We start from the raw sequence: 19,874 nt of genomic DNA, 5'->3' as shown, positions 1-19,874 counted from the left end.
CGGCGGAACGGCACTCGAGGCCGTCCCGGCGGCTCACCGGTAGCCGTCGAGCGTCCTGAGCGCGTAGACGACGACGAGCGTGACCACGATCGTGAAGAACGCGACCGCCAGCAGGCTCTCCAGGCTCCCGTCGAAGAGCATCTCCGTCAGCTCGAAGCCGAGGATCGCGACGGTGAGCGCGATGAGCACGTCGATTCGAAGCCGGAGCGACTGGTCCATACCCCGGATACTCGGGGACGGAAAAGGGTCTTCCGGACCGCCTCACCGCTCGACCCCCGTGAGCACGGCGCTCGGAGGCGTCGTCACACTCGCCCACGCTCGCCCGACTCCCGGCGAGTGGGACGGACCGCACCCCCTAAGTGCCAGTGGTCGTTACCTCCGGTATGCACTACCGTACGCTCGGCGACAGCGGAGTCGAGGTCAGCGAGGTCGGCTTCGGCGCGTGGGTCGTCGGCACCGACTGGTGGGGCGACCGGTCCGAGGCGGAGGCGGCCGAGATGATCCAGCACGCCCTCGACGCCGGCATCACCTACTTCGACACGGGCGACGTGTACGGCCACGGCAGGAGCGAGGAACTGATCGGGGACGCGCTCGCCGAGGTCAGAGACGAGGTCACGATCGGGACGAAGATCGGCTACGACTTCTACGACAACCCCCAGGCGGGCCACGGCGAACTCCCGAAGGAGACCGACCCCGAGTACCTCCGCGAGGCGTTCGAGCGGTCCCTCGACCGCCTCGGCGTCGAGTACGTCGACCTCCTCCAGTTGCACAACGCGAACGTCGACGAGGTGACCCCGGAGGTGCTGGACCTGCTCGACGACCTCCGCGAGGAGGGGCGCGTGGATGCGCTCGGCTGGGCGATGGGACCCTCCATCGGCTGGCTGGCCGAGCACGAGCGGGCCGTCGAACTCGGCTTCGACGCCGTCCAGACCGTCTTCAACGTCTTCGAGCAGATCCCCGGCCGGCACGTCATCGACGCGATCCGCGAGCGGAACGCCGACACGAGCGTCATCGCCCGCGTCCCCCACTCCTCGGGGCTGCTGAACGAGCAGGTGCGCCCCGAGACCGAACTCGAGGAGGGCGACCACCGCGGGTTCCGGCCGGACGCGTGGTACGAGACCGGGTGGGAGAAACTGGAGACGCTGCGCTTCCTCGAGCGGGAGGGGGTCTCCGCGAGCGAAGCGAACGGACGGCAGGGAGCGACCGGCGGGAGCGACCGTGAGCGGACGATGGCCCAGGCGGCCATCCAGTGGCTGCTCAGCCACGACGAGGTGGCGACGGTGACGCCGACGTTCCACTCCGCGGCGGACATCGACGAGTGGGCGGCCGCGAGCGACACGCCGCCGCTCAGCCCGGCGGAGGTCGAACGCGTCGAGGAACTCTACCGCACGAACTTCGGCGTCGACCGCGACGACGGGATGGACAGCCTCCGCTCGTCGGTCGGCGGGCGCGACCTCGACGGCACCGGCAAGCAGTACGCCGGACGGTAGGTGGGACGGCCACGGTTGCCCCCGTAGAAGCGTTTATCTCCTCGCGAGGACAGTGGGCGACGTGTCGACGTTCCGCACCCGACTCAGAACGCGACTCGATCCCGACACCGGCACTCGGACGGCGACGGCCCTCCTCACGGGACTCCTGGTGGGGGTGCTCCTGTTCTACGCCTACGGTGACCTCGGACGAGTCGTGATCGCCGCGACGATCCTCCTCTGGGTCGCCACGGTCGCCCGGCGGGGTCGCTGACCGACCCGCCCGAACCACACACGCCGCGCCGCGCGTCGACCGCCCGCACCGATCCGCGAGCAGTGTACCCTCGTGACCGACGCTCGATCCCGAGCCGTGCTGACGCTCGACCCGGAGGGCGCGTATCGCCGCCCACGACCGGCGAGCCGTCGGCGCGAGCGGTCGGGAGTCGCCATCACTCGCCGTCACCGGACTCCGCGTCGCCGGAGCCCACGGCACCGTCCCCGTCGGTGCCGCCGCTCGTGTCGCCGTCGTTCGGACCGTCCGCGTCCCCGTCGGTCCCACCGGCCGCCCCGTCGGCGTCGCCGCCGTCGTCCGAGTCGGTCCCGTCGCTCCCGTCGGTGCCACCCGCTCCGGTCCCGTCGTCCGAGTCGTCACCGTCTCCGTCGGTCCCCCCGGTCGACCCGTCGCCGCCGTCCGTCAGTCCTGCGTCGTCCCCCCCGTCGCCGCCACCGTCGGTACCGTCCCGGCGCTCGCCGTCGCTCCCGCCACCGCCGTCGTCGCTGGCGGGGTCGCCGTCCCCCACGCCGTCCACCGCGCCGTCCTCCGGTTCGGTCGGCACGAAGGGCGCGCCCACGTCGTCGCCCGCGACGGCGCGAGCGGCGCTGCGGACCTCGGCGTCGAGGAGCGCGTCGGCGCGAGCGCGGAGCGACGCGACGTCGTCCGCAGTCACGTTCGCGCCGTCGAGCGCGCCCCGCGGGAGCGACGCGATCGCCCCCTCGAGCGTCGCCGCCCGCCGGTCGAGCACCGTCGCGACGGCGGCGATCCGGGCCAGCCGCGCGCGGTACGCGCCGGGGGGGAGCGTGCCGTTCGCGCGCGCCGCCCGGAACGAGGTCCGCTGCCGTTCGAGGGACGTCAACGCCGCGTCGATCTCGGCGACCGCCGACGCGACGATCGCCGCCCGCGCGCGGTCGTCGGGCGCATCGGCGAGCCGCGCCTCGAGCGCCCGAGCGGCGAGCGCGCCGTCGACCTCGGCGTCCTGCACGCCGACGACGCCCGCGAACTGCTGTCCGGGGGCGAGAGACGGGTCGGCGGCCCCGGCGTTCGGCCCGTTGGCGGTGAGCGACGCGCCGGCGGCGACCGCGGCGAGCACGAGCACCGCCGCGAGCGCGACGATCGCCCCCGAGCGACGCGTCATCGGCGCTCACCCCCGGCCACCTCGTCCGGGAGCGACAGGACGTTCTCACGACCGAGACGGAAGCTCTCGATCTCGTCCGCGTCACGAAGGCGACCGACGACTTGGCTGGTCTTCGCCTCCGTCCAGTCGAGTTCCGCGACGAGTTCCTGCTGGCGCATCCGACCGCCGCTCCGTTCGAGCGCCCGGAGCACGCGCTCCTCGTTGCTCAGTAGTTCGGGAGGGACGTTCGGGCCGTCGTCGGGGGCGGCGTCCGAAGGGGTGGCGTCGGTAACGGGGGGGTCGGTAGCGGGGGCGTCGGTAGCGGGGGCGTCGGTCCCCGCCTCCGGCCCGCCACCGGTGGCGTCGCTCGCCGTCGCTCCGGCGGGCGCGCCGCTCGGGTCGGCGAGGGGCCTAAGCGCGCGACCGCGAGCGAGGTAGAGGAGACCGCCGGCGGCGAGTGCGACGACGGCCCCGGCGGCGAGCGCGACGGGCGCGAGCGGCGGCGCTCCGCTCGCCGGAGCGAGCGCGAGCGTCGGACCGCCCGCACCGAACTCCGCCGGCCCGTTCCACGTCGCGGTCGCGTTGCCCCGCTCGTCGGGCGGCGGATCGACCCTCGCCGGGACGTATCCCTCGGGCCAGCCGACGACCAGTTGCGTCTGCTCGTCGAGGAACAGTCCCGCCAGCGCGTCGCCCACGAGGAGGCGCTCGCCCTCGCGCGCGGCGAACCCGCGCCACTCGAAGGAGTAGACCATGACGCCGTAGCGCTGGGGGAGGGGCCTCGACTCGGCGGACACCGTCACGTTCCGGAGGCGCATCTCGCGGCCGGTCGCCGCCTCGGCGGTCGCGACGGTGTCGCGCATTCGCCTCGCGAACCGGTCGCTGTAGCGGTCCGGGTGGGCGCGAACGTCCTCGCGGAGTCCGGCGAACGCCTCGGTCACGTTCGGTTCGTCGAGGCGCGTCCGGTACTCGAGGACCCAGTAGGCGGTCCCGTTCCGCGCCACGTCGACGCGGAGGAGGACGTCGTCCGGTTCGATCGGCTGTGCGATCCCGAAGGTCGCTTCCTCCGATCCCGGTCGCTCGGCGAGCGCGACGGTGCCCGGCACGATCGCCCCGACGAGGCAGACGACCGTCGCCACTCGCAGCAGGTTCCACGCCCGCATTGTCGATACGTGTGTTAACGAGAAATAAAGTTCCTCCTATCGATCGCCGTTCGCCGAGCACAAGGCGTGCTTACGAGGGGGACGGTTCGGCTTAATTCGGGCTAATTCGGCTGAATTCGGCCGTATCCGGGGTCAGCGTCGCCCGGCTTGATTACCCCGCCACCCCCAGTCGAAGCCGCACCATGCGAGCGACCAAGCTACTCGCCGCCGGCCTGGTGCTGGTGCTGCTCACCGCGGGAGCGGTCACCGCCACGGCAGGCGCGAGCACGGCGAACGTGAACGACTACGTCGGCGACGACGCCGACGATTACGACTCCGACGACGATTCGGACGGCGACTCCGACACGGATGACTCGGACGGAGACGACTCCGATTCGGATGACTCCGACAGCGACGATAGCGACGGAGACGATAGCGACGGAGACGACACTGATTCAGACGATTCTGACAGCGACGACTCCGACGGGGACGACTCCGACGACGACGATAGCGACGACACCGACGGCGACGATTCAGACGACGACTCCGATAGCGACGACTCCGATGGCGACGACTCGGACGACTAACCGCCCCGCCACCCGGTGAGCGGGGTATCATTTTTATCGCAGGTGCGACATTGAGTAGCCATGAAGTTCGTTATCGTGGGTTACGGCCGCGTCGGCATTCGCACCGCGGACATCCTGCAATCCGAGGGCCACGAGGTCGCGGTCGTCGACATCGATCCCGAGAAGGTAGAGCGGGCGCGCCGGGCGGGGTTCGAGTCCTACGAGGGCGACGGCGACGAGGAGTCGGTGCTGGTGGAGGCGGGCGTCGAGGACGCCGACGCGCTGGCGGGGCTCACGGGCGACCTGGGCGTCAACCTCGGCGCGTGCGTCATCGGCGACGCCTTCGACTGCCGAACCGTGATGCGCATCGACGACGACTACCACGCCGACATCTACGAGAAGTACGCCGCGGAGGTGGACGAGGTCATCTACCCGGAGCGCCTCGGGGCGGCGGGCGCGAAGACGGCGCTCCTCGGCGGCGACTTCGAGGCGCTCGGCCCGCTCACCGCCGGACTGTCCGCCGTGAGCGTCGTCGTCGGCCCCGACTCCGACGTGGTCGGCCAGCGCGTCGTCGAGGTCGACCTGCCCGGCGGGGCGCTCGTCTACGCCCACGGCCGCTCGAACGAGCCGATGACGATCCCGCTCCCCCAGACGGAGATCCGGGAGGGCGACGAACTCGCGTTCATCGCCGAGCCGGAACTGGTCGGGGAGATCCGCGCCCGACTCGCCGGCGAGGCCGTCGCGACGAACTGAGAGGGAGTATCGTCGTACGTCATCGATTCTCTCCGTGAGCATCGATCCCCTCGGCTAGCCGGGGCTCACCGTGCCTCCGGCTGGCTACGATACTTCCTATGACTGGTCGACGATCGAGCCGACGGTCGAAGGCCGACGGCTCGTCGAGCGATCGGTGGAAGACGAGAGACGGAAGACGAGAGACGAGAGACGGAAAGACGGAAAGACGGGAGGCCGAGGGTCGCCGCTCGTTGCCGGTGAAAAGCCGGGCGCGCGGTGGGGAGGATGGGGACGAGACCGCAGCGCGCGCCCATCGGATCCATCTTCCCATCGTGACTTAAATCCGCGTCAGACGGACGTGTGACGGGCTGACGCCGACCGCGTCGACCGTCTCGGTTTCGAGCGAGTCGACCCGGCGGTCGAGACGCCTCGCGACGGCTCGACCGACAGCACGTATCGCCTCCGTCCACAGTACGGCCCCCGGAAGGCACGGGTGTCCCGCTGGCGACGCCGCTCGGACGAACCGGCGCGCTCGACGAGGGGAACGTTCCGCCGACGAGCGGCGGTCAGTCCCCCGACGCATCCGGGGCGGGAACGGCCCGGGTGGCGGTCGCCTTGAACGTCGCGACCACGGTGGCTCCCGGCGCGAGACCGAGGCGCTCCACGCTGTCGACGGTGACGAGGGCGACGAGCGGCGCGTCCGTCCCGACGTCGACCGCGATCCGCGCGACGGCCACCCCGCGATCGACCGCCTCGACCGTCCCCCGCAGGCGGTTCCTGGCGCTCGTCGCCCCGGTCCGGGGTGCGCCCTCCGACGGGTGGAGGGTCACGGCGTCCGCGCGCACGCCGACCTGCACGGCGTCGGCGTCGGCGGGCGCGAGCGCGCGGAGCGATCCGGCGGCGGTCTCGACCGTCGCGAGTTCCCCCTCGCGGTCGACGATCCGTCCGGCGACGACGGTCTCCTCGGCCTCGACGGTACCGGAGACGGCGCTCCGGAGGCGGTCGAAGCGGGCGAGCAGCCGCTTCGCGTCGTCGGTGAGGCGGCTCCCGCCGCCGCCGGAACCGCCACGCTGCCGCTCGACGAGCGGTCCGAATGCCGCCTCGAGGTCCGTCAGTCGGGCGTGGGCCCGCGCGTACGATCGTCCCAGCGTCGACGCGGCGGCGTTGAGCGACCCCGCCTCGTCGATGGCCCGCAACAGCGTCGCGTCCCGCGCGTCGAAGGCGACATCCCCCTCGCGCAGGCGCGCGTCGAACCCCGGATCCATACCCCGACTGCGCGAGCTGCCATTAAAAGCGCGCCGACGGGGAAACCGTTATATCGGATACGAGACAACGCCGTTGTATCCATGGCGGAAGAACGGTCATCGGCAGGGAAGCGGTCGACGACGCGGCGGCGGGTGCTCGCGGGAGTCGGCGCGGCCGCGGCGGTCGGTCTCGCCGGCTGTACCGGTCTCGGCGGCGAGTCCCCCGGCGGGAACGCCTCGGACGGGGCTGACGACGGGTCGAACGGTACGAACGGGACGAACGACGCCGGCGACGGCGACGGCGGCGGATCCGGGGCAGATTCGCTGACGGTCTTCCACGCGGGGAGCCTCGCGCCGCCGTTCTCGGCCGCCGAGCCGAAGTTCGAGGAGAAGTACGGCGTGCAGGTCAACCGCGAGGCGAAGGGATCGGTCGGCTCGACCAAGAAGATCACCGAGCAGGGGCGGAAAGCCGACGTGCTCGGCGTCTCCGACTTCCGGCTTATCCGCGACATGATGCTGCCGAAGTTCGCCGACTGGTACGCCGTCTTCGCGACCAACTCGATGACGATCGCCTACACCGACGACTCGGTCGGTGCCGACGAGGTGTCGAGCGAGAACTGGTGGGAGGTCCTCCTGCGCGACGACGTCCGGTTCGCGCACAGCGACCCCGCGGTCGACCCGAACGGCTACCGGTCGGTCATGGCGATGCAGCTCGGGGCGATCCCGTTCCAGGGGGAGACGCTGTACGACGAGGCGACTTCGAAGGAGCTGATCGAGAAGGCCGCGATCCCCGCCGGGACGGAGACGGAGCTGATCGGACAGCTCGAGGCGGGGAAACTCGACTACGCGTGGGAGTATACCTCCGTCGAGGCGACCCACGACCTGAACACGGTCGACCTCCAGCCGTCGGTCGACCTCTCGAAGGCGACCGCGACGTACGCCGACCACTACGCGAAGGCGACCGTCGAGGCGGGCGGGACGACCTACACCGGCGCGCCGATCGCCTACGGCATCACCGTCCCGAGCGTGGCCCAGGCACCCGACCTCGGGGCGAAGTGGGTCGAGTACATGGTCACCGAACCGGGACAGGAGATCCTGAGGAACTCCGGGTTCGACCCCACGTCGCCCGCGGTCGTCCCGAAGAGCGCCGAGTCGAACGTCCCCGAGCGAGTGATGAGCCACGCCGAGGCGAAGGAGTCGCTCGGCCCGCTCGAACTGTAACGCGAGAACTATCACCACCGAGATGAACGATACCACCGTCGGATGAGTACCTCCACGCGCGTCGGGCGGTCGATCGCGACCGGATCGGGCCACCTCGGTCGCGGGTCCGCCGTGCTCGCCGTCCTGACCGTCCAGGTGATCGCGTTCGCCGCCGCCTACGTCGCGGAGCAGCCGACGCTGTACGCCCTGTTCGCGATGGGCAGCGCCGCCGCCATCGCCGGGGCGACCGGCGGTGGCCTCAGAGGGGTCGCGGCGGCCGCGGTCGCCACCGGCGTCGTCGGCGCTATCGGGTGGGCGCTCGAGAGCTACTGGATCCTCGTCGTCGGGCCGGTGATCTTCACGCTCGTGGTCGGCACCACGGAACGGCGCTGGGCCGGGGTCGCCGCGGCGACGATGGGGTCGGTCCTGCTCGTCGCGCTCGCGCTCCCGCTGGCGCTGTTCGTCGCCCGGCAGGACCCCGGTCTCGTCTCCGAGGCGCTCCGCTCGCCGGAGGTCCACCGGATGCTCTACCTCACGGTCTACGGACCGCTGCTCGCGACGCTGTTCACGCTCGTCTTCGGCGTCCCGCTCGCCTACCTGCTGGCGCGGGGGTTCCCCGGTCGGCCGCTCGTCGAGGGGCTGGTCGACCTGCCGCTGGTCGTCCCGCACTCGGTCGCGGGGCTCCTCATCCTGTTCGGCTTCGGCCGGGGGGCGGCGTTTCCCGAACTGGGCGTCCTCGGGACGACGGTCGGGATGGTGCTCGCGATGGCGTTCGTCAGCGCCCCGTTCGCCGTGAACGTCGCCCGCGAGGCGTTCGAGGACGTCGAGCGCGACGTCGAGCGCGCCGCGCGCGTCCACGGGGCGAGCCAGTTCGAGGCGTTCCGACGGGTCAGCCTCCCGCTCGCCGCCCGCGGCGTCCTCACCGGCGGCGTGCTGGCCTGGGCGCGCGCCGTCTCCGAGTTCGGGGCCGTCGCCGTCGTCGCCTACAACGTCTCGTTCTTCTACCCCCCCGCGGGCGAGGTGGTCACCGGCCAGCACGCTCCGGTGTTCATCTTCAACACGTTCACTGCGGGGTCGCTCGCCGAGAGCAGCGCCGTCGCCTTCGTCCTGCTGTCGATGAGCCTCGGCATCTTCCTGCTCGTGCGCTGGCTCGCGTACGACGCGTCCACCGCGGGGGTGATACGGTGACGCTCGCGTTCGACGTGGCGGCGACCTTCACCGCTCCCGGCGCGGAACCGTTCGCCGTCGACGCGGCGCTCACCGTCGAGACGGGCGAGACGCTGGTCGTCCTCGGCCCGAGCGGGAGCGGAAAGACGCTCCTGCTCGAACTCGTCGCCGGCTTCCACCCGGCGACGGGGCGCGTCGAACTCGACGGCCGCGACGTGATCGACGCGCCGCCCGAGCGACGGGAGTTCGGCTTCGTCTTCCAGGACTACGCGCTGTTCCCCCACATGACCGTCCGCGAGAACGTCGCGTTCGGCGCGCGCTACCGCGACGACCCGCGCGACCCCGACGAACTGCTCGCCCGCCTCGGCGTGTCGCACCTCGTCGACCGAACCCCGGAGACGCTCTCGGGCGGGGAGTCACAGCGCGTCGCGCTCGCCCGGGCGCTCGCCGTCCGACCCGAGGTGCTCCTGCTCGACGAACCGCTCTCGGCGCTCGACGCGCCGACCCGCGAGCGCCTCCGCGACGACCTCGCCGACGTGCTCGCCGACGTCACCGCCCTCCACGTGACCCACGACCGGACGACGGCGCGGGCGCTCGCGGATCGCGTAGCCGTCATGGCGGACGGGAACGTGCTCCAGGTCGACACGCCCGAGGCGGTGTTCGAACGTCCGCGTGACCCCTTCGTCGCCCGGTTCACGGGGGCGAACTGCCTCCCCGGCGCGCTCGCGCCCGACCTCGACTGCGACGAGTTCGCCATCCGCCCCGAACACGTCCGACTCGACGGCGCGGCGGACGCCGGCCGCGCCCGGGTCACGCGCGCCGTCGACGAGGGCGGCTCGACCCGAATCTCGCTCGACCTCGACGGGACGCCGGTCACCGCCTACGCGACCGACCCCCCGACGACGGGGAGCACCGTCGGCGTCTCCTTCCCGGCGGAACACCGCGTCCCGTTCGGCGAGGGTAACGACGATCGGTTACTCGCCCGCGCTCGCGATAGCGGCCGTGATTACCGACAACAGTGATACGTCGAGGGTCCATACCGCCACTTGATGGCCGTTTTCGACGAGTACGGATCGGACCGCGGCGTCGAGTTGGCGCTTCACGAGGTCACCGGCGCGTTGGGTGATTCGGTTACCGTCCTCCCGATCGTCGTCACGCTGTGCGCGCTGACGCCCGCCTCGCTCCCCCACGTGCTGGTCGCCTTCGGCGTCTTCCAGGTCGTCTGGGGCGTTCGTTACGGCCTGCCGATGTCCGTCGAGCCGATGAAGGCGCTCGCAGGGCTGGCGATCGCGGGCGCGCTGACGTACGGCGAGTTCCTCGCCGCCGGCCTGCTCGCGGGCGTCCTCCTCCTGGCCGCCGGGGCGACCGGGGCGCTCGGCCGCGTCGAGCGATTCGTCGGCGAGCCGGTCGTCCGCGGCGTCCAGCTCGCCGTGGCGCTCCTCCTGATCGAGCGGGCGTTCGACCTCGCGCTCGCCGAGCCGACGCTCGCGCTCGGGGGCGTCCTCCTCGCGGCGGCCGTCTCGCTCGTCGCGCCGCGGGCGGCGGCACTCGCGCTGCTCGGCGCGGGCGTCGCGCTCGCCGTCGGCGTCGACGGCGTCCCCGAGCCGACCCTCCCGGCGCTCGCGCTCTTCCCCGGTGGCGTCCCGAACCTGACGACGGCCGCACTGGGCGGGACCGCCGCGCAGCTCGCCATGACGGTCGGGAACGCCGCCGTCGCCACCTCGCTCCTGTTCTCCGACCTCTTCGACGCGGACGTTCCCTCCGACGACCTCGCGACGAACATGGGCGCGATGACGCTCCTCTCGGTCCCGTTCGGCGGCCTGCCGATGTGCCACGGGAGCGGCGGCCTCGCGGGGAAGTACGCCTTCGGCGCGCGCACCGGCGGCGCGAACGTCGTCCTCGGCGGGCTCTACCTCGCCGCCGCGCTCGTCGCCGGCCTCTGGACGGCGTTCCCGCTGGCGCTGCTCGGCGCGGTGCTCGGCGTCGTCGCCCTCCAGCTCGGCCGGGTCGCGCTCGCCGACCGATCCGCGCTCGCCGTCGCGGTCGGCGTCGCGGGCGCGCTGACGAACGTCGGGCTGGCGTTCGTCGGCGGCCTGCTCGCCTGGCACGCCCTCCGCCGCCTCGACCTCGTAGCCCCGGCGGAGCGCGCCGGCTGACCCACTCCCACCCCGACACCGCAGGGTCTTTTCCCCGCGCCGGCCACCTCCGCACATGGACACCTGGGATCGACTGTTCGAGCGCGCCGCCGCACTCGAGGCGTCGCTCGACGACGTGCAGCGCGTCCTCACGGAGCGCCGAAAGGGGGGACGGTCAGGACGGCGGGAGGGGGATCGGGACAGCGGGGACCGCCGGGGCGACCCCGACCCCGGGGAACGACGATGAACGCGAGTGAGCGCGCCGTCCGCGTCGTCGCGGACGCGGACGTGCTCGCGGCGGACCTGCTCGTCGGCGGGCCGGCGCGCGACGCGCTCGACCTGATCCGGGCGCACTCGTGGGTCGACCTCGTCGCCAGCGACCCCCTGCTCGACGACGCCGAGGCGGTGATCGCCCGCCTCGCGGACGCCGACCTCGCGCGCGACTGGCGCGAGCGGATCGACGCGCTGCGCGTCCCGGTCGAACACCCCCCCGAGGACCACCCCGCGCTCGCCTCCGCCTACCGCGGCGAGGCGGCGCACGTGCTCTCGTTCGACGAGCGACTCGGCGGGGCGAAGGCGGGCACCGCGATCCGGGCGCGTGTGGAGACGAGCGTCAAGCACCCGCGGGCGTTCGCGCTGCTGTTCGACCCCGAGACGATGTACGAGGTGGCGTTCGAGGAGCCGTACCCGGGGCCGGACCGCGACCCGCGCGACTAGCCCCGATCTGGTTCGCCGCTCACGTTCACACCTCGCCGTCGAGCGACCGCCGCATGACGACCACCGGGAGGACGACGCCGCCGCTCGTCTCGTGGCTCGCCTCGCGGACGCGCTCCCAGCCCAGCGCCTCGTAGAAGGGGACGGCGTTGCGCGACGCCGAGAGCGAGAGTTCGTCGATCCCCCGCCCCCGCGCCTCGGCCTCCAGGCGGCCCAGGAGCGCCGACCCGACGCCCCGGCGGGCGTGTCCGGGGTGCACGTAGACGGCCCGCACCTCCGCCTCGGGAACGTGCAGGTGGCCGAACCCGGCGAGTTCCCCCTCGCGCTCCGCGACGACGAGGTACTGTCCCGGTTCGCCGATCGGGTAGTCGGGCGGGCCGTCCGTCGTCGCCCACGCCTCGACCTGCCGCTCGTCGTAGGCCGCCGGGCCGAACGCCCGGATGGACGCGACGTGGAGGTCGAGGATCGCGGGCGCGTCGTCGGGGGTCGCGGGACGGACTCGCATCGTGAGCGGGGAAGGGCAGGCGGGGAAAGGACGTGTCGGTCCGACAGGTGAGGGAGTCGGATCCACCCCGTTCGCCCCGAGCGGATCGAGGGATGTACTGGCGACGGCCAACAGAACCGTTCGTGTTTTTGTATCCACGTCCGGAATCCGTGACCGTCCTGGGAGCAAACCCAGGACGAAAACGCGTGTCGAAGAGAGACACGTCAACCGCACTCATCATGGCGGGCGCGACGCTCGCTGCTGCCGGACAACCAGGAGGGTACCTCCTGATTGCTCTCGGAGTCGTGTGGTCGACAGAAGACCCGGGACGCGGTCAGTAGGGTTGGACGCCCTGACCGCGTCGAATCTCTATTTCTCTTGAGCACCACCCGAGCGCTTGAGGCGGGGGTGTCACTGGGTCGTACGTCGTCCACCGTTAAAATCATTATCCTCTATCGTCGGTAGAGGCGGATAACGACGATAGAGTGGCTGTAGTCACGGCTTCGTTGAACGCTCGCCCCGTGGGCTGTGACTCGTCTGATACCGCTCGCTCACGCCGTTCGCTTCGCTACCGCTCAGCGAACCGCCGATGGACTCGCTCACGCTCGTCCATCGAGATACCGATCACTCCGCTTCGCTCCGTTCCCGGTACCACTCCCCGAACTTCGCCAACGCCCGCCCGCGGTGGGAGACGGCGTTCTTCTCGACGGTCGTCATCTCGGCGAGGGTTCTCCCGTCGTGCTCGAAGATGGGGTCGTAGCCGAAGCCGCCGTCGCCGCGCGGTTCGACGATGCGGCCGGGGACCGCCCCCTCGAACAGGCGGACGGGGAGGTCGCCCGTCAGGACGGCGTCGTCGGTCGTCGCGGTGGCGCGCTCGTCGGCCGCGAGGTCGTGACCGCGGCGGTCGCCGTAGTCGATCGGCTCGGGGGTCGCCTCGAACGGTTCCCCGTCGCAGTAGGCGATGACGCAGCGGAAGTACGCCCGCGTCGCCCCGGCCCGTCGAGCGAGTTCGCCGACGCGCTCGACCCCCAGCGTCTCCTCGACGTAGGCGGAGTACGGCCCGGGGAAGCCGCCGAGCCCCTCGACGAACAGCCCGGCGTCGTCCACGATGACGGGACCGCCGACGTGCGCGTGTGCCTCGCGCGCGCCGCGGGCCGCGATCGGGCCGAGTTCGTCGGCCTGGATCTCCGTGTAGTCGAACTCGACCGGTTCGACCGCGTCGAGGTACTCGCGCGCCTCGCGCACCTTCCCCTCGTTGGTCGTGACGTAGCTGAGCATACCGGGGGTGCGCCCGGAGGGCGAAAAGAGGCGTCGATCGGCGCGTCAGTCGACGATGACCTCGACGGGTTCGTCCTCCGCGAACTCGTCGCCCTCCGTCCCGCTTCGCTCCTGGTAGAGCAGCGCGCCCGCGATGGCGAGGACGACCCACGACCGCCAGTTGGCGAGGTTGAGCGTGTAGCCGATGCCGAACGGCTTCTCGACCAGCATCCCCTCGTCGGGCCGCCAGTACGCGGAGAGCATCCGACCGAGGCTCGGTCGTTCGAAGTTGTACGGGACGCCGAACAGTTCGCCGGACTGTGGTCTGTCTGCCATGGCACACGATACGGTCGCGGGCACTAAGTCGTTTGCCACCGCCATCGCGCTGTCGCGACCGACGGGGACCGGCCGCGCTACTGATACCGCCCGCGCCCCTCGACCTCACGCAACTGCTCGATCACCGCGGGGTCGCCCGCCTCGCGGTAGGCGGACTCGAACGCGTCGAGCAGCGGACCGGGACCGTCCGCGGTGCCCGCGAGCGACCCCTCGAAGACGTGGAGGTCCATCGCGAAGTCCTCGACGTGCGCGGAGTGGTAGCCGAGGCCGAAGTCGATGAGCCACGTCCGACCGTCCACGCGGACGTTCCGCGTCGTGGGGTCGCCGTGGACGACGCCCGCGCCGTGCAGGGTGGCGAGGTGGCGACCCACCGCCCGGACGTGCGCCTCGGTGAGTCGGTCGCGCAGGTCGCAGTCGCCGACGCGCTCCATCGCGAGCGTCGCCTCGCGCTGGTCGACGTCGCGGACGACCGGCGTCGGAACGCCCAGCCGACGCGCGTCGTTGAGCAGGCGCGCCTCGCCCCGGGTGCGTTCCCGACGGAGGCGCGCGTCGAGGTCCGGGTGACGGTAGGCCTTCGGCTCGCGGCGCTTCACGACGGCGTCGGAGACCGCGACGGTCGCCTCCGCGCCCCGCTGCGTTCCGGCGTCCGTCGGGTCCTCGGCGCGGGCGACGTCCTCGCCGGCGCGCCAGGTGACGGGCACCTCGTCCGGGCGGAAGTTCGGGCGCACGCGGGACTCCTCGATGGGGATCGTATCGCCCGCGGCGGCCATCTTCGCGCCCAGGACGGCGATCATCCCCGCGTTGTCCCGGAGGAAGCGCGGTTCCGGGGCGTGAAAGCGCGCGCCGCGCTGGGCGCACATCTCGCCGAGCATCCCCCGCAGGCGGGCGTTCTGCCCGACCCCGCCGCCGAGGACGAGTTCGTCGTTGCCCGTGAGCGAGAGCGCGCGCTCCGCGACCTCGGTGAGCATCGCGAAGACGTGCTCCTGCAGCGAGAAGCAGACGTCCTCGACGGCCGTGCCGTCGTCGTACGCCTCCTTCGCCGCGCTCGTGATCCCCGAGAAGGAGAAGTCCATCCCCTTCACGACGTACGGGAGGTCGACGTACTCTCCCTTCTTCGCGGCGGCCTCGACCTTCGGCCCGCCGGGGTGCGACCAGCCGACGTGGCGGGTGAACTTGTCGATGGCGTTGCCGACGCCCGTGTCCATCGTCTCCCCGAGCACGCGATAGCGACCGTCGTGAAAGCCGAGCAGGTGCGCGTTCGCGCCGCTGGCGTTCAGGCAGACCGGCGAGTCGAAGCCCGCCCGGTGGCGACCGATCTCCAGGTGCGCGAGCATGTGGTTGACGCCGACGAGGGGCACGTCGAGCGTGCCCGCGACGGCCCGCGCGGCGGTGCCGACGATCCGGAGGCAGGGACCGAGCCCGGGACCGCGCGAGAAGGCGACGGCGTCGATCGACGGGGCGGCGTCACCTCCGGCCTCGCCATCGACCTCGGCAGCCGCGTGGTCGAGCGCCTCCCGGACCACCTGCGGGATGGCCCCGCGCATGTGCTCTGCGGCCTCGCGCGGATGGATGCCGCCGCTCTCGGGCTGGTAGGCGTCGGTGAAAATCGCGGTCTCGTCCGAGTCGGCGTCGTGGACGGCTGCGGACGCCGCCCAGGCCGTCCCTTCGATGCCGAGGACCCGCACGTCAGCTTACAGCCACTCGGTGTAGCCGCACTTGCCGCAGTGCTTGCGGTCCTCGTGCTCGGCGAGGAAGGTGTCCCCGCAGCGGGGGCACTGTTCCTTCTCTGCCGTTCCGTCCTCGCCGTAGTACTCGTGGCGGGGCATCTACGCCTCCTCCGCCTCCGCTTCGGCGTCGCCCTCCTCGTCCGCGCCGATCTTGTTGCGGTCGAGCATGTACGCCTGCTCCACGTCGCGGGCGTCGTCGGGCGTCTCGTAGGCCTTCGCGTACCCGAGGGTCTTTCGCATGCCGTACTTCGTGTCGAGTTCGTGGATGACGACCTCGTCCGCGTCCTTGTTCAACTTCGCGGCGAGACTGTCGCGGACGGAGAGACGGGAGGGGGTCGCCTCGTCGTGGACGACCACGAAGCGCACGTCCGAGCGGTGCAGCATCGGGTTCGCCTCCTCCTCGATGATTTCGATGTCCATGGTTCGTTGCCCGTATTTCCTCCCGAGCCGGCTAAAAGGATTTCGAAGCCGTCAGTCGGTGGGAATACGAGCCCCGGCGGCCGTGAAACGGCGCGCCGGGACGGGATACATCGGAGGAGACAGGACGAGACGGGACAGAACGGGCGGAACAGGGAGGCTCAGAGGAACGACCGAATATCGCTCACCACGTCGTTGTCCTCGTCGTCGGGAAGCTCGATCGCGTCGGGGGCGTTCCACGTAGCGCTCCACTCGTGGCGACAGCTCAACCCCGTCGCATCCGAGAGGTCGAGGTCGCCCACCGGCGTGGCCGAAAACACCACGTCGTAGCCGGTCGTCTCCGCACCCGTCTCGGAGCGGTAGGCGGCGCGGCGGACCCGGACCACCCCGTCGATGGTAACCGCGACGCCGGTCGTGACGGCCACCGCTTCGCGGGCGGCCGTCACCCAGTCGCCGTCGAGAGACACCTGACCGTACGGCAGAACCGGAATTCGCTCGTCCTCCTGCCGGAGCAGGAGGAGTCGACCGTCGGCGTCGGTGACGCCCGAGATGGCCATCCCCGCGATGGGCTCGTACACCTCGAAGTGCCCCTGGTGCGCTTCCGGGGGGGCATCGATGAACTCGGCGTCGTCACGTTCGCGCAGCGTCTCGGGGTCGGTGAGTTCGTCCATGATGAGCGCGGCTGCCACCGTGTCCCCCCGGATCACCGCCCCCGGGCGGACGACGGCGAACGCCGTTCCCGCGATTAGGGATAGCTGATAGAAAAGCGTACTGCGCTGATGACAGTAACGCTGTTTACGAAACGAGGTCGCGTGCGGCCTCCGCTGTTCCCGCGAACTACGACTCGAACCCGAGTGCCGCCTCCGCCGCGACGACGTCCCCCTCCATCCTCGCGAGGTCGAGATCGGGCTGACGCGCACGAGGACTCGGAACCCTTCGCATCGGCGTAGTTGGCACTCCGGACACCCATCTTTCCGACCCGAACTGCTACTCGTTGTACCGGATGTAGCGATCAGCGAACGTCTCCCAGTGCACCAGGAGGTATCGCTTCATCCGTTCGTACGTGTACCCGTCCTCGAGCCAGACCTTTCGATCCTCGTCGGCGTCGTCCGGGAGATAGACCAGATCCATGTGCGGTCGTCCGTGCGCGGTGTCCATACGGACGATCTCGACGTTCTCCTCGAGAGGGTACGTCCCCTCTCGCACCAACGTGACACCGTAGTTTTCCGCGTCTTCGTCGGGGTCGTAGTCTTCGCCCTCGAACGGTTCGGGCTCGACGAAGCCCAGCAAGAAGTAGTCGTCACCACGGTACGTACCGAGGTCGATCGATTCGAAACTATACATTACAGATTTCGAGTACGTGTTCGGGGCGTGCCAGGTACGTTCATCGTCTGTACACCGTCGGAGTCACCACCGTTGCTACGCCGCCACGACCAGTTCGGTGCGCCCTCTGGACGGTGGCTCACGACTTGGAGACCGTTCCCGGCGAGAGGTTCAAATTTCGGCGAAGCGTGATGGATGCTATCTCGTTTATTGTCAAGTAATGGCGAAAGTTAACATTTTCTGTACGATACGTTCCTCTGCACAGGGACCGGATCATCGAGTATCCGAGCTTCCGAAGGCTTTTCTATGTTGCATCCCTAACAACGGTTAGGAGGACAGAATAATGCCCGAATTCGAGGACCGGCACTCCCCGATCCCCGACCCGAACGAGTTCGAGTTCGAGGAGGCCGAAGTGGATCCCCGTCTGGACTTCCGGAGTTCCTTCTCGGAGGCGCTGACTCAGCACGGGTTCCCTGACACGCTCGTGCTCGCTCGTGAACGAGCCGAGAGTGTCTTCCACGAACGGCGCCTGGAGATCCTCGACTACCTGAAGGAACACGAACCGCGCTCCGTTCGCGCGCTCGCCGACGAACTGGGCTACGACAAAGGCGTGGTCAGCCGTGATCTCCGGAAGCTCGCCAGCATCGACGTCGTCGAGTACGTAGAGGAGGGTCGGGCGAAAGCTCCTCGCCTCAAGCACGACCACGTCGTCGTCGAACCTGTCGTCTAATTTCGTCCGGTACTCCCCTCTTCTCGGTCCGAGTCCTCCCTCTCGTATGCTGAAAATCGGTTTCTCGTCCCCCTACTCGGAGCGTTCGTCACCTTACCGCGCGTGGTCACGAAACTAGTTGGGCGCGCCGTCGGCTTCGGCTCGACAGCGACGATGCACCGAGACCAGCGCTGGCGGGCGTCGTCGGTGCGAACTACGACTCGAACCCGAGCGCCGCCTCCGCCGCGACGACGTCCCCCTCCATCCGTCCGAGGAACTCCCGCATGTCGGCGCGGACCGTCTCGTCCACGACGACGAGGACCATCCCCTCGTCGGGCTGGCCGTAGACGACGGTCGCGCCGAGGGGGGCGACGGCGATGGCGGGGACGGCGGCGAGGTCCTCCTCGCCGTCGACGACGACGGCGACGGTCTCCCCGCCCGCGAGCCCCTCCCGGAGCGCGACGAGCAGGTCCCGCGAGAGGGTCGCCGCGGGGTTCTCGACGCGCACCTCGCGGTCGAACGGCGAGAGGTCCACGCGCTCGTCGAGTGGCGTGCGCTTCGTCTGTCCGTCCACGAGCGCCACGTCCGGCACCGTCTCGCGGAGCAGGTGCTCGGTGACGACGTCGCCGACGGCGATCAACGGCCCGTCGCCCGCGTCGGCGAGGAGGGTCGACGGATCGGTGTAGATCGGCCCGACGGGGTCCTTCAGGTCGGCGCGCAGCGCGTCGGGGAGGCGGAGCATCGCCCGTTCAGCGCACCTTCAGCGCGTACGCGCCCGGTTCCGCCACGTCCATCTCCCGGGCGATCTCGCTCTTCTCCGGGTGGGCGATGATGACGTATCCCGCCCAGTCCTCGGAGAGGGAGGTCGAGCCGCAGACGACGCAGGACTGCTCCTCGCCGGCGTCCTGGACGCGGTGGCACTCGCGACAGACGAGTCGCTTCGCCATGCTCACTCACCCGCCGCGGCCTGCTCGTGTTTCTCGCGGAGCCAGCCGTGCTTTCCGAGGCCGGGCTGCTTCGCGGTCAGGCCGATCTTCGAGTCCCGCGGGTTGCGCTCGTCGATGCTCTTGGTGACGATGCGCGCGCGGACGGCATCGCCGACCCCGAGCGCCTGGTTCGACTCCCGTGAGGCGAGCTGCTGGCCCTCCTCGTCGAACGCGAGGTACTCGTCGGAGATCTGAGAGACGTGCAGCAGGCCGTCGACGGGACCGATCCCGACGAACGCGCCGAAGTTGACCACCTCGACGACCTCGCCGTCGATGACCTCCTGCATCTGCGGGTCGAACGTGACCGCGTAGAACTCCGCCTCGTAGTAGACGCCGGGGCGGTTCGGGAGGACGGTCCCTTCGCCGATGTCGACGACCTCGACGACGCTCACGACGGAGCCGACCTCCTCGTCCATCCGCCCCTCGAGTTTGTCCTGCAGTAGTTCCTTGACCAGCTGTTCTGAGACGTCGTCGAGGAACCGCGGGGGCACCTCGACCGTGTCGCGTAGTCTGACCCTCTTGTACATGTTCAGTGGATTGCGAGTTTGTTTCGCCCCCTTATACCGATTACTCCGACGGAGAGGCGGTCACGCAGGGGCCGATCGTTCGTGACCACGTAGTCGCACGCCCCGAGCTCGGCGAGTTCGACGAGCGCGTCGTCCGCGTACGTCGCGTCCGTTCCGACCGTCGTACAGCGTTCGGCGAGGTCGCGGCCGACGGCGGCGGCGGTCGCCTCCGTCCCGCTCCCTCGCGCGAGTCCCTCGAGTTCCAGGAGCACCGCACGGGGGACGATACACTCGTACTCCCCGAGGAGGCGGTCGAGTTCGTCGAAGACGCGGACGCCGCACTCGACCGGCATCATCAGCGCGCTGGTGTCCATG

Annotated in this window: 27 protein-coding genes; 11 read left to right on the top strand and 16 right to left on the bottom strand. The window is 70.6% G+C overall.

The genetic code is table 11. The features are described from left to right. Positions 1–33: 33 nt before the first annotated feature. Positions 34–219 carry a hypothetical protein gene (locus NKI68_RS05070; RefSeq protein WP_254545626.1) on the bottom strand — a complete coding sequence of 62 codons (186 nt, stop codon included), beginning with the start codon at positions 217–219 and terminating at the stop codon, positions 34–36. 164 nt (positions 220–383) lie between these two features. On the opposite strand from NKI68_RS05070, the gene NKI68_RS05065 reads away from it, so the two are divergent. Beyond that, complete coding sequence (locus tag NKI68_RS05065; RefSeq protein ID WP_254545625.1) at positions 384–1,490, top strand: aldo/keto reductase; 1,107 nt, start codon at positions 384–386, stop codon at positions 1,488–1,490. A gap of 61 nt (positions 1,491–1,551) precedes the next feature. Further along, complete coding sequence (locus tag NKI68_RS05060; protein ID WP_254545624.1) at positions 1,552–1,740, top strand: hypothetical protein; 189 nt, start codon at positions 1,552–1,554, stop codon at positions 1,738–1,740. Between the two features lie 175 nt (positions 1,741–1,915). Here the strand turns inward: NKI68_RS05060 and NKI68_RS05055 are convergent, their stop codons facing one another. Beyond that, positions 1,916–2,878, bottom strand: a complete 963-nt coding sequence (locus NKI68_RS05055) for a hypothetical protein (protein ID WP_254545623.1) — start codon at positions 2,876–2,878, stop codon at positions 1,916–1,918. Then, positions 2,875–4,017, bottom strand: coding sequence for a helix-turn-helix transcriptional regulator (locus NKI68_RS05050; protein WP_254545622.1), 1,143 nt, complete (start codon positions 4,015–4,017; stop codon positions 2,875–2,877). The genes NKI68_RS05055 and NKI68_RS05050 overlap by 4 nt, the downstream gene beginning before the upstream one ends. Positions 4,018–4,199: 182 nt before the next feature. Between NKI68_RS05050 and NKI68_RS05045 the strand changes: the two genes are divergently transcribed. Both NKI68_RS05045 and NKI68_RS05040 read left to right on the top strand, forming a co-directional pair. Then, entirely contained in the window at positions 4,200–4,583 is a 384-nt protein-coding gene (locus NKI68_RS05045) for a hypothetical protein (RefSeq protein ID WP_254545621.1), read from the top strand. 60 nt (positions 4,584–4,643) lie between these two features. Further along, positions 4,644–5,315, top strand: coding sequence for a potassium channel family protein (locus NKI68_RS05040; RefSeq protein WP_254545620.1), 672 nt, complete (start codon positions 4,644–4,646; stop codon positions 5,313–5,315). Positions 5,316–5,860: 545 nt separating this feature from the next. On the opposite strand, the gene NKI68_RS05035 is transcribed toward NKI68_RS05040, so the two are convergent. After that, positions 5,861–6,559 (bottom strand): TOBE domain-containing protein, encoded by a 699-nt coding sequence (locus NKI68_RS05035; RefSeq protein WP_254545619.1) that lies wholly within the window; start codon positions 6,557–6,559, stop codon positions 5,861–5,863. Between the two features lie 81 nt (positions 6,560–6,640). Between NKI68_RS05035 and NKI68_RS05030 the strand changes: the two genes are divergently transcribed. The 6 genes from NKI68_RS05030 to NKI68_RS05005 are packed head-to-tail and all read left to right on the top strand — an operon-like array spanning position 6,641 to position 11,757. Next, entirely contained in the window at positions 6,641–7,759 is a 1,119-nt protein-coding gene (locus NKI68_RS05030) for an extracellular solute-binding protein (RefSeq protein ID WP_254545618.1), read from the top strand. A gap of 42 nt (positions 7,760–7,801) precedes the next feature. Next, positions 7,802–8,926, top strand: coding sequence for an ABC transporter permease (locus NKI68_RS05025; RefSeq protein WP_254545617.1), 1,125 nt, complete (start codon positions 7,802–7,804; stop codon positions 8,924–8,926). After that, complete coding sequence (locus NKI68_RS05020; protein WP_254545615.1) at positions 8,923–9,927, top strand: ABC transporter ATP-binding protein; 1,005 nt, start codon at positions 8,923–8,925, stop codon at positions 9,925–9,927. The genes NKI68_RS05025 and NKI68_RS05020 overlap by 4 nt, the downstream gene beginning before the upstream one ends. 27 nt (positions 9,928–9,954) lie before the next feature. Next, positions 9,955–11,061 (top strand): putative sulfate/molybdate transporter, encoded by a 1,107-nt coding sequence (locus NKI68_RS05015; RefSeq protein ID WP_254545614.1) that lies wholly within the window; start codon positions 9,955–9,957, stop codon positions 11,059–11,061. A gap of 55 nt (positions 11,062–11,116) precedes the next feature. Further along, complete coding sequence (locus tag NKI68_RS05010; RefSeq protein ID WP_254545612.1) at positions 11,117–11,287, top strand: hypothetical protein; 171 nt, start codon at positions 11,117–11,119, stop codon at positions 11,285–11,287. Next, positions 11,284–11,757, top strand: coding sequence for a DUF7384 family protein (locus NKI68_RS05005; RefSeq protein WP_254545610.1), 474 nt, complete (start codon positions 11,284–11,286; stop codon positions 11,755–11,757). The genes NKI68_RS05010 and NKI68_RS05005 overlap by 4 nt, the downstream gene beginning before the upstream one ends. A 25-nt stretch (positions 11,758–11,782) precedes the next feature. Here NKI68_RS05005 and NKI68_RS05000 read toward each other — a convergent pair whose 3' ends face one another. The 8 genes from NKI68_RS05000 to NKI68_RS04965 all read right to left on the bottom strand — a co-directional run bounded on the left by NKI68_RS05000 (position 11,783) and on the right by NKI68_RS04965 (position 17,319). Beyond that, a complete protein-coding gene (locus tag NKI68_RS05000; protein ID WP_254545608.1) occupies positions 11,783–12,259 on the bottom strand; it encodes a GNAT family N-acetyltransferase in 477 nt (158 codons plus the stop codon). 603 nt (positions 12,260–12,862) lie between these two features. Next, the gene (locus tag NKI68_RS04995) at positions 12,863–13,516 is read right to left on the bottom strand and encodes a non-canonical purine NTP pyrophosphatase (protein WP_254545607.1); all 654 of its coding nucleotides are present in this window, start codon (positions 13,514–13,516) and stop codon (positions 12,863–12,865) included. 45 nt (positions 13,517–13,561) lie between these two features. Further along, positions 13,562–13,831, bottom strand: a complete 270-nt coding sequence (locus NKI68_RS04990; RefSeq protein WP_254545605.1) for a DUF5808 domain-containing protein — start codon at positions 13,829–13,831, stop codon at positions 13,562–13,564. A gap of 77 nt (positions 13,832–13,908) precedes the next feature. After that, the gene (locus tag NKI68_RS04985; RefSeq protein WP_254545604.1) at positions 13,909–15,516 is read right to left on the bottom strand and encodes a bifunctional N(6)-L-threonylcarbamoyladenine synthase/serine/threonine protein kinase; all 1,608 of its coding nucleotides are present in this window, start codon (positions 15,514–15,516) and stop codon (positions 13,909–13,911) included. A 6-nt stretch (positions 15,517–15,522) separates the two neighbouring features. Beyond that, a complete protein-coding gene (locus tag NKI68_RS04980; RefSeq protein WP_254545602.1) occupies positions 15,523–15,657 on the bottom strand; it encodes a 30S ribosomal protein S27ae in 135 nt (44 codons plus the stop codon). Further along, positions 15,658–15,978: a 30S ribosomal protein S24e gene (locus NKI68_RS04975; protein ID WP_254545601.1), complete on the bottom strand. Its 321-nt coding sequence runs from the start codon at positions 15,976–15,978 to the stop codon at positions 15,658–15,660. It lies immediately after the preceding gene. A 158-nt stretch (positions 15,979–16,136) separates the two neighbouring features. Further along, on the bottom strand, positions 16,137–16,664 hold the full coding sequence (locus NKI68_RS04970) for a hypothetical protein (protein WP_254545600.1): 528 nt from the start codon (positions 16,662–16,664) through the stop codon (positions 16,137–16,139). 298 nt (positions 16,665–16,962) lie between these two features. Further along, complete coding sequence (locus NKI68_RS04965) at positions 16,963–17,319, bottom strand: DUF7718 family protein (protein ID WP_254545599.1); 357 nt, start codon at positions 17,317–17,319, stop codon at positions 16,963–16,965. A gap of 322 nt (positions 17,320–17,641) precedes the next feature. On the opposite strand from NKI68_RS04965, the gene NKI68_RS04960 reads away from it, so the two are divergent. Beyond that, positions 17,642–18,028: a winged helix-turn-helix domain-containing protein gene (locus NKI68_RS04960; RefSeq protein WP_254545598.1), complete on the top strand. Its 387-nt coding sequence runs from the start codon at positions 17,642–17,644 to the stop codon at positions 18,026–18,028. 193 nt (positions 18,029–18,221) lie between these two features. Here NKI68_RS04960 and NKI68_RS04955 read toward each other — a convergent pair whose 3' ends face one another. From NKI68_RS04955 to NKI68_RS04940, 4 genes are read right to left on the bottom strand one after another with little or no spacing between them, the layout of a single operon-like run. Next, positions 18,222–18,749 (bottom strand): GTP-dependent dephospho-CoA kinase family protein, encoded by a 528-nt coding sequence (locus tag NKI68_RS04955; protein ID WP_254545596.1) that lies wholly within the window; start codon positions 18,747–18,749, stop codon positions 18,222–18,224. A 7-nt stretch (positions 18,750–18,756) separates the two neighbouring features. Beyond that, positions 18,757–18,954, bottom strand: a complete 198-nt coding sequence (spt4, locus tag NKI68_RS04950; protein ID WP_254545595.1) for a transcription elongation factor subunit Spt4 — start codon at positions 18,952–18,954, stop codon at positions 18,757–18,759. Between the two features lie 2 nt (positions 18,955–18,956). After that, complete coding sequence (locus NKI68_RS04945) at positions 18,957–19,520, bottom strand: DNA-directed RNA polymerase (RefSeq protein ID WP_254545594.1); 564 nt, start codon at positions 19,518–19,520, stop codon at positions 18,957–18,959. A gap of 2 nt (positions 19,521–19,522) precedes the next feature. Then, positions 19,523–19,873 (bottom strand): PIN domain-containing protein, encoded by a 351-nt coding sequence (locus tag NKI68_RS04940; protein ID WP_368410930.1) that lies wholly within the window; start codon positions 19,871–19,873, stop codon positions 19,523–19,525. Between the last annotated feature and the right edge of the window lies 1 nt (position 19,874).

Source organism: Halomarina pelagica, from assembly GCF_024228315.1.
Classification (GTDB): Archaea; Halobacteriota; Halobacteria; order Halobacteriales; family Haloarculaceae; genus Halomarina; species Halomarina pelagica.
This window is presented reverse-complemented; position numbering and strand designations above follow the sequence as displayed.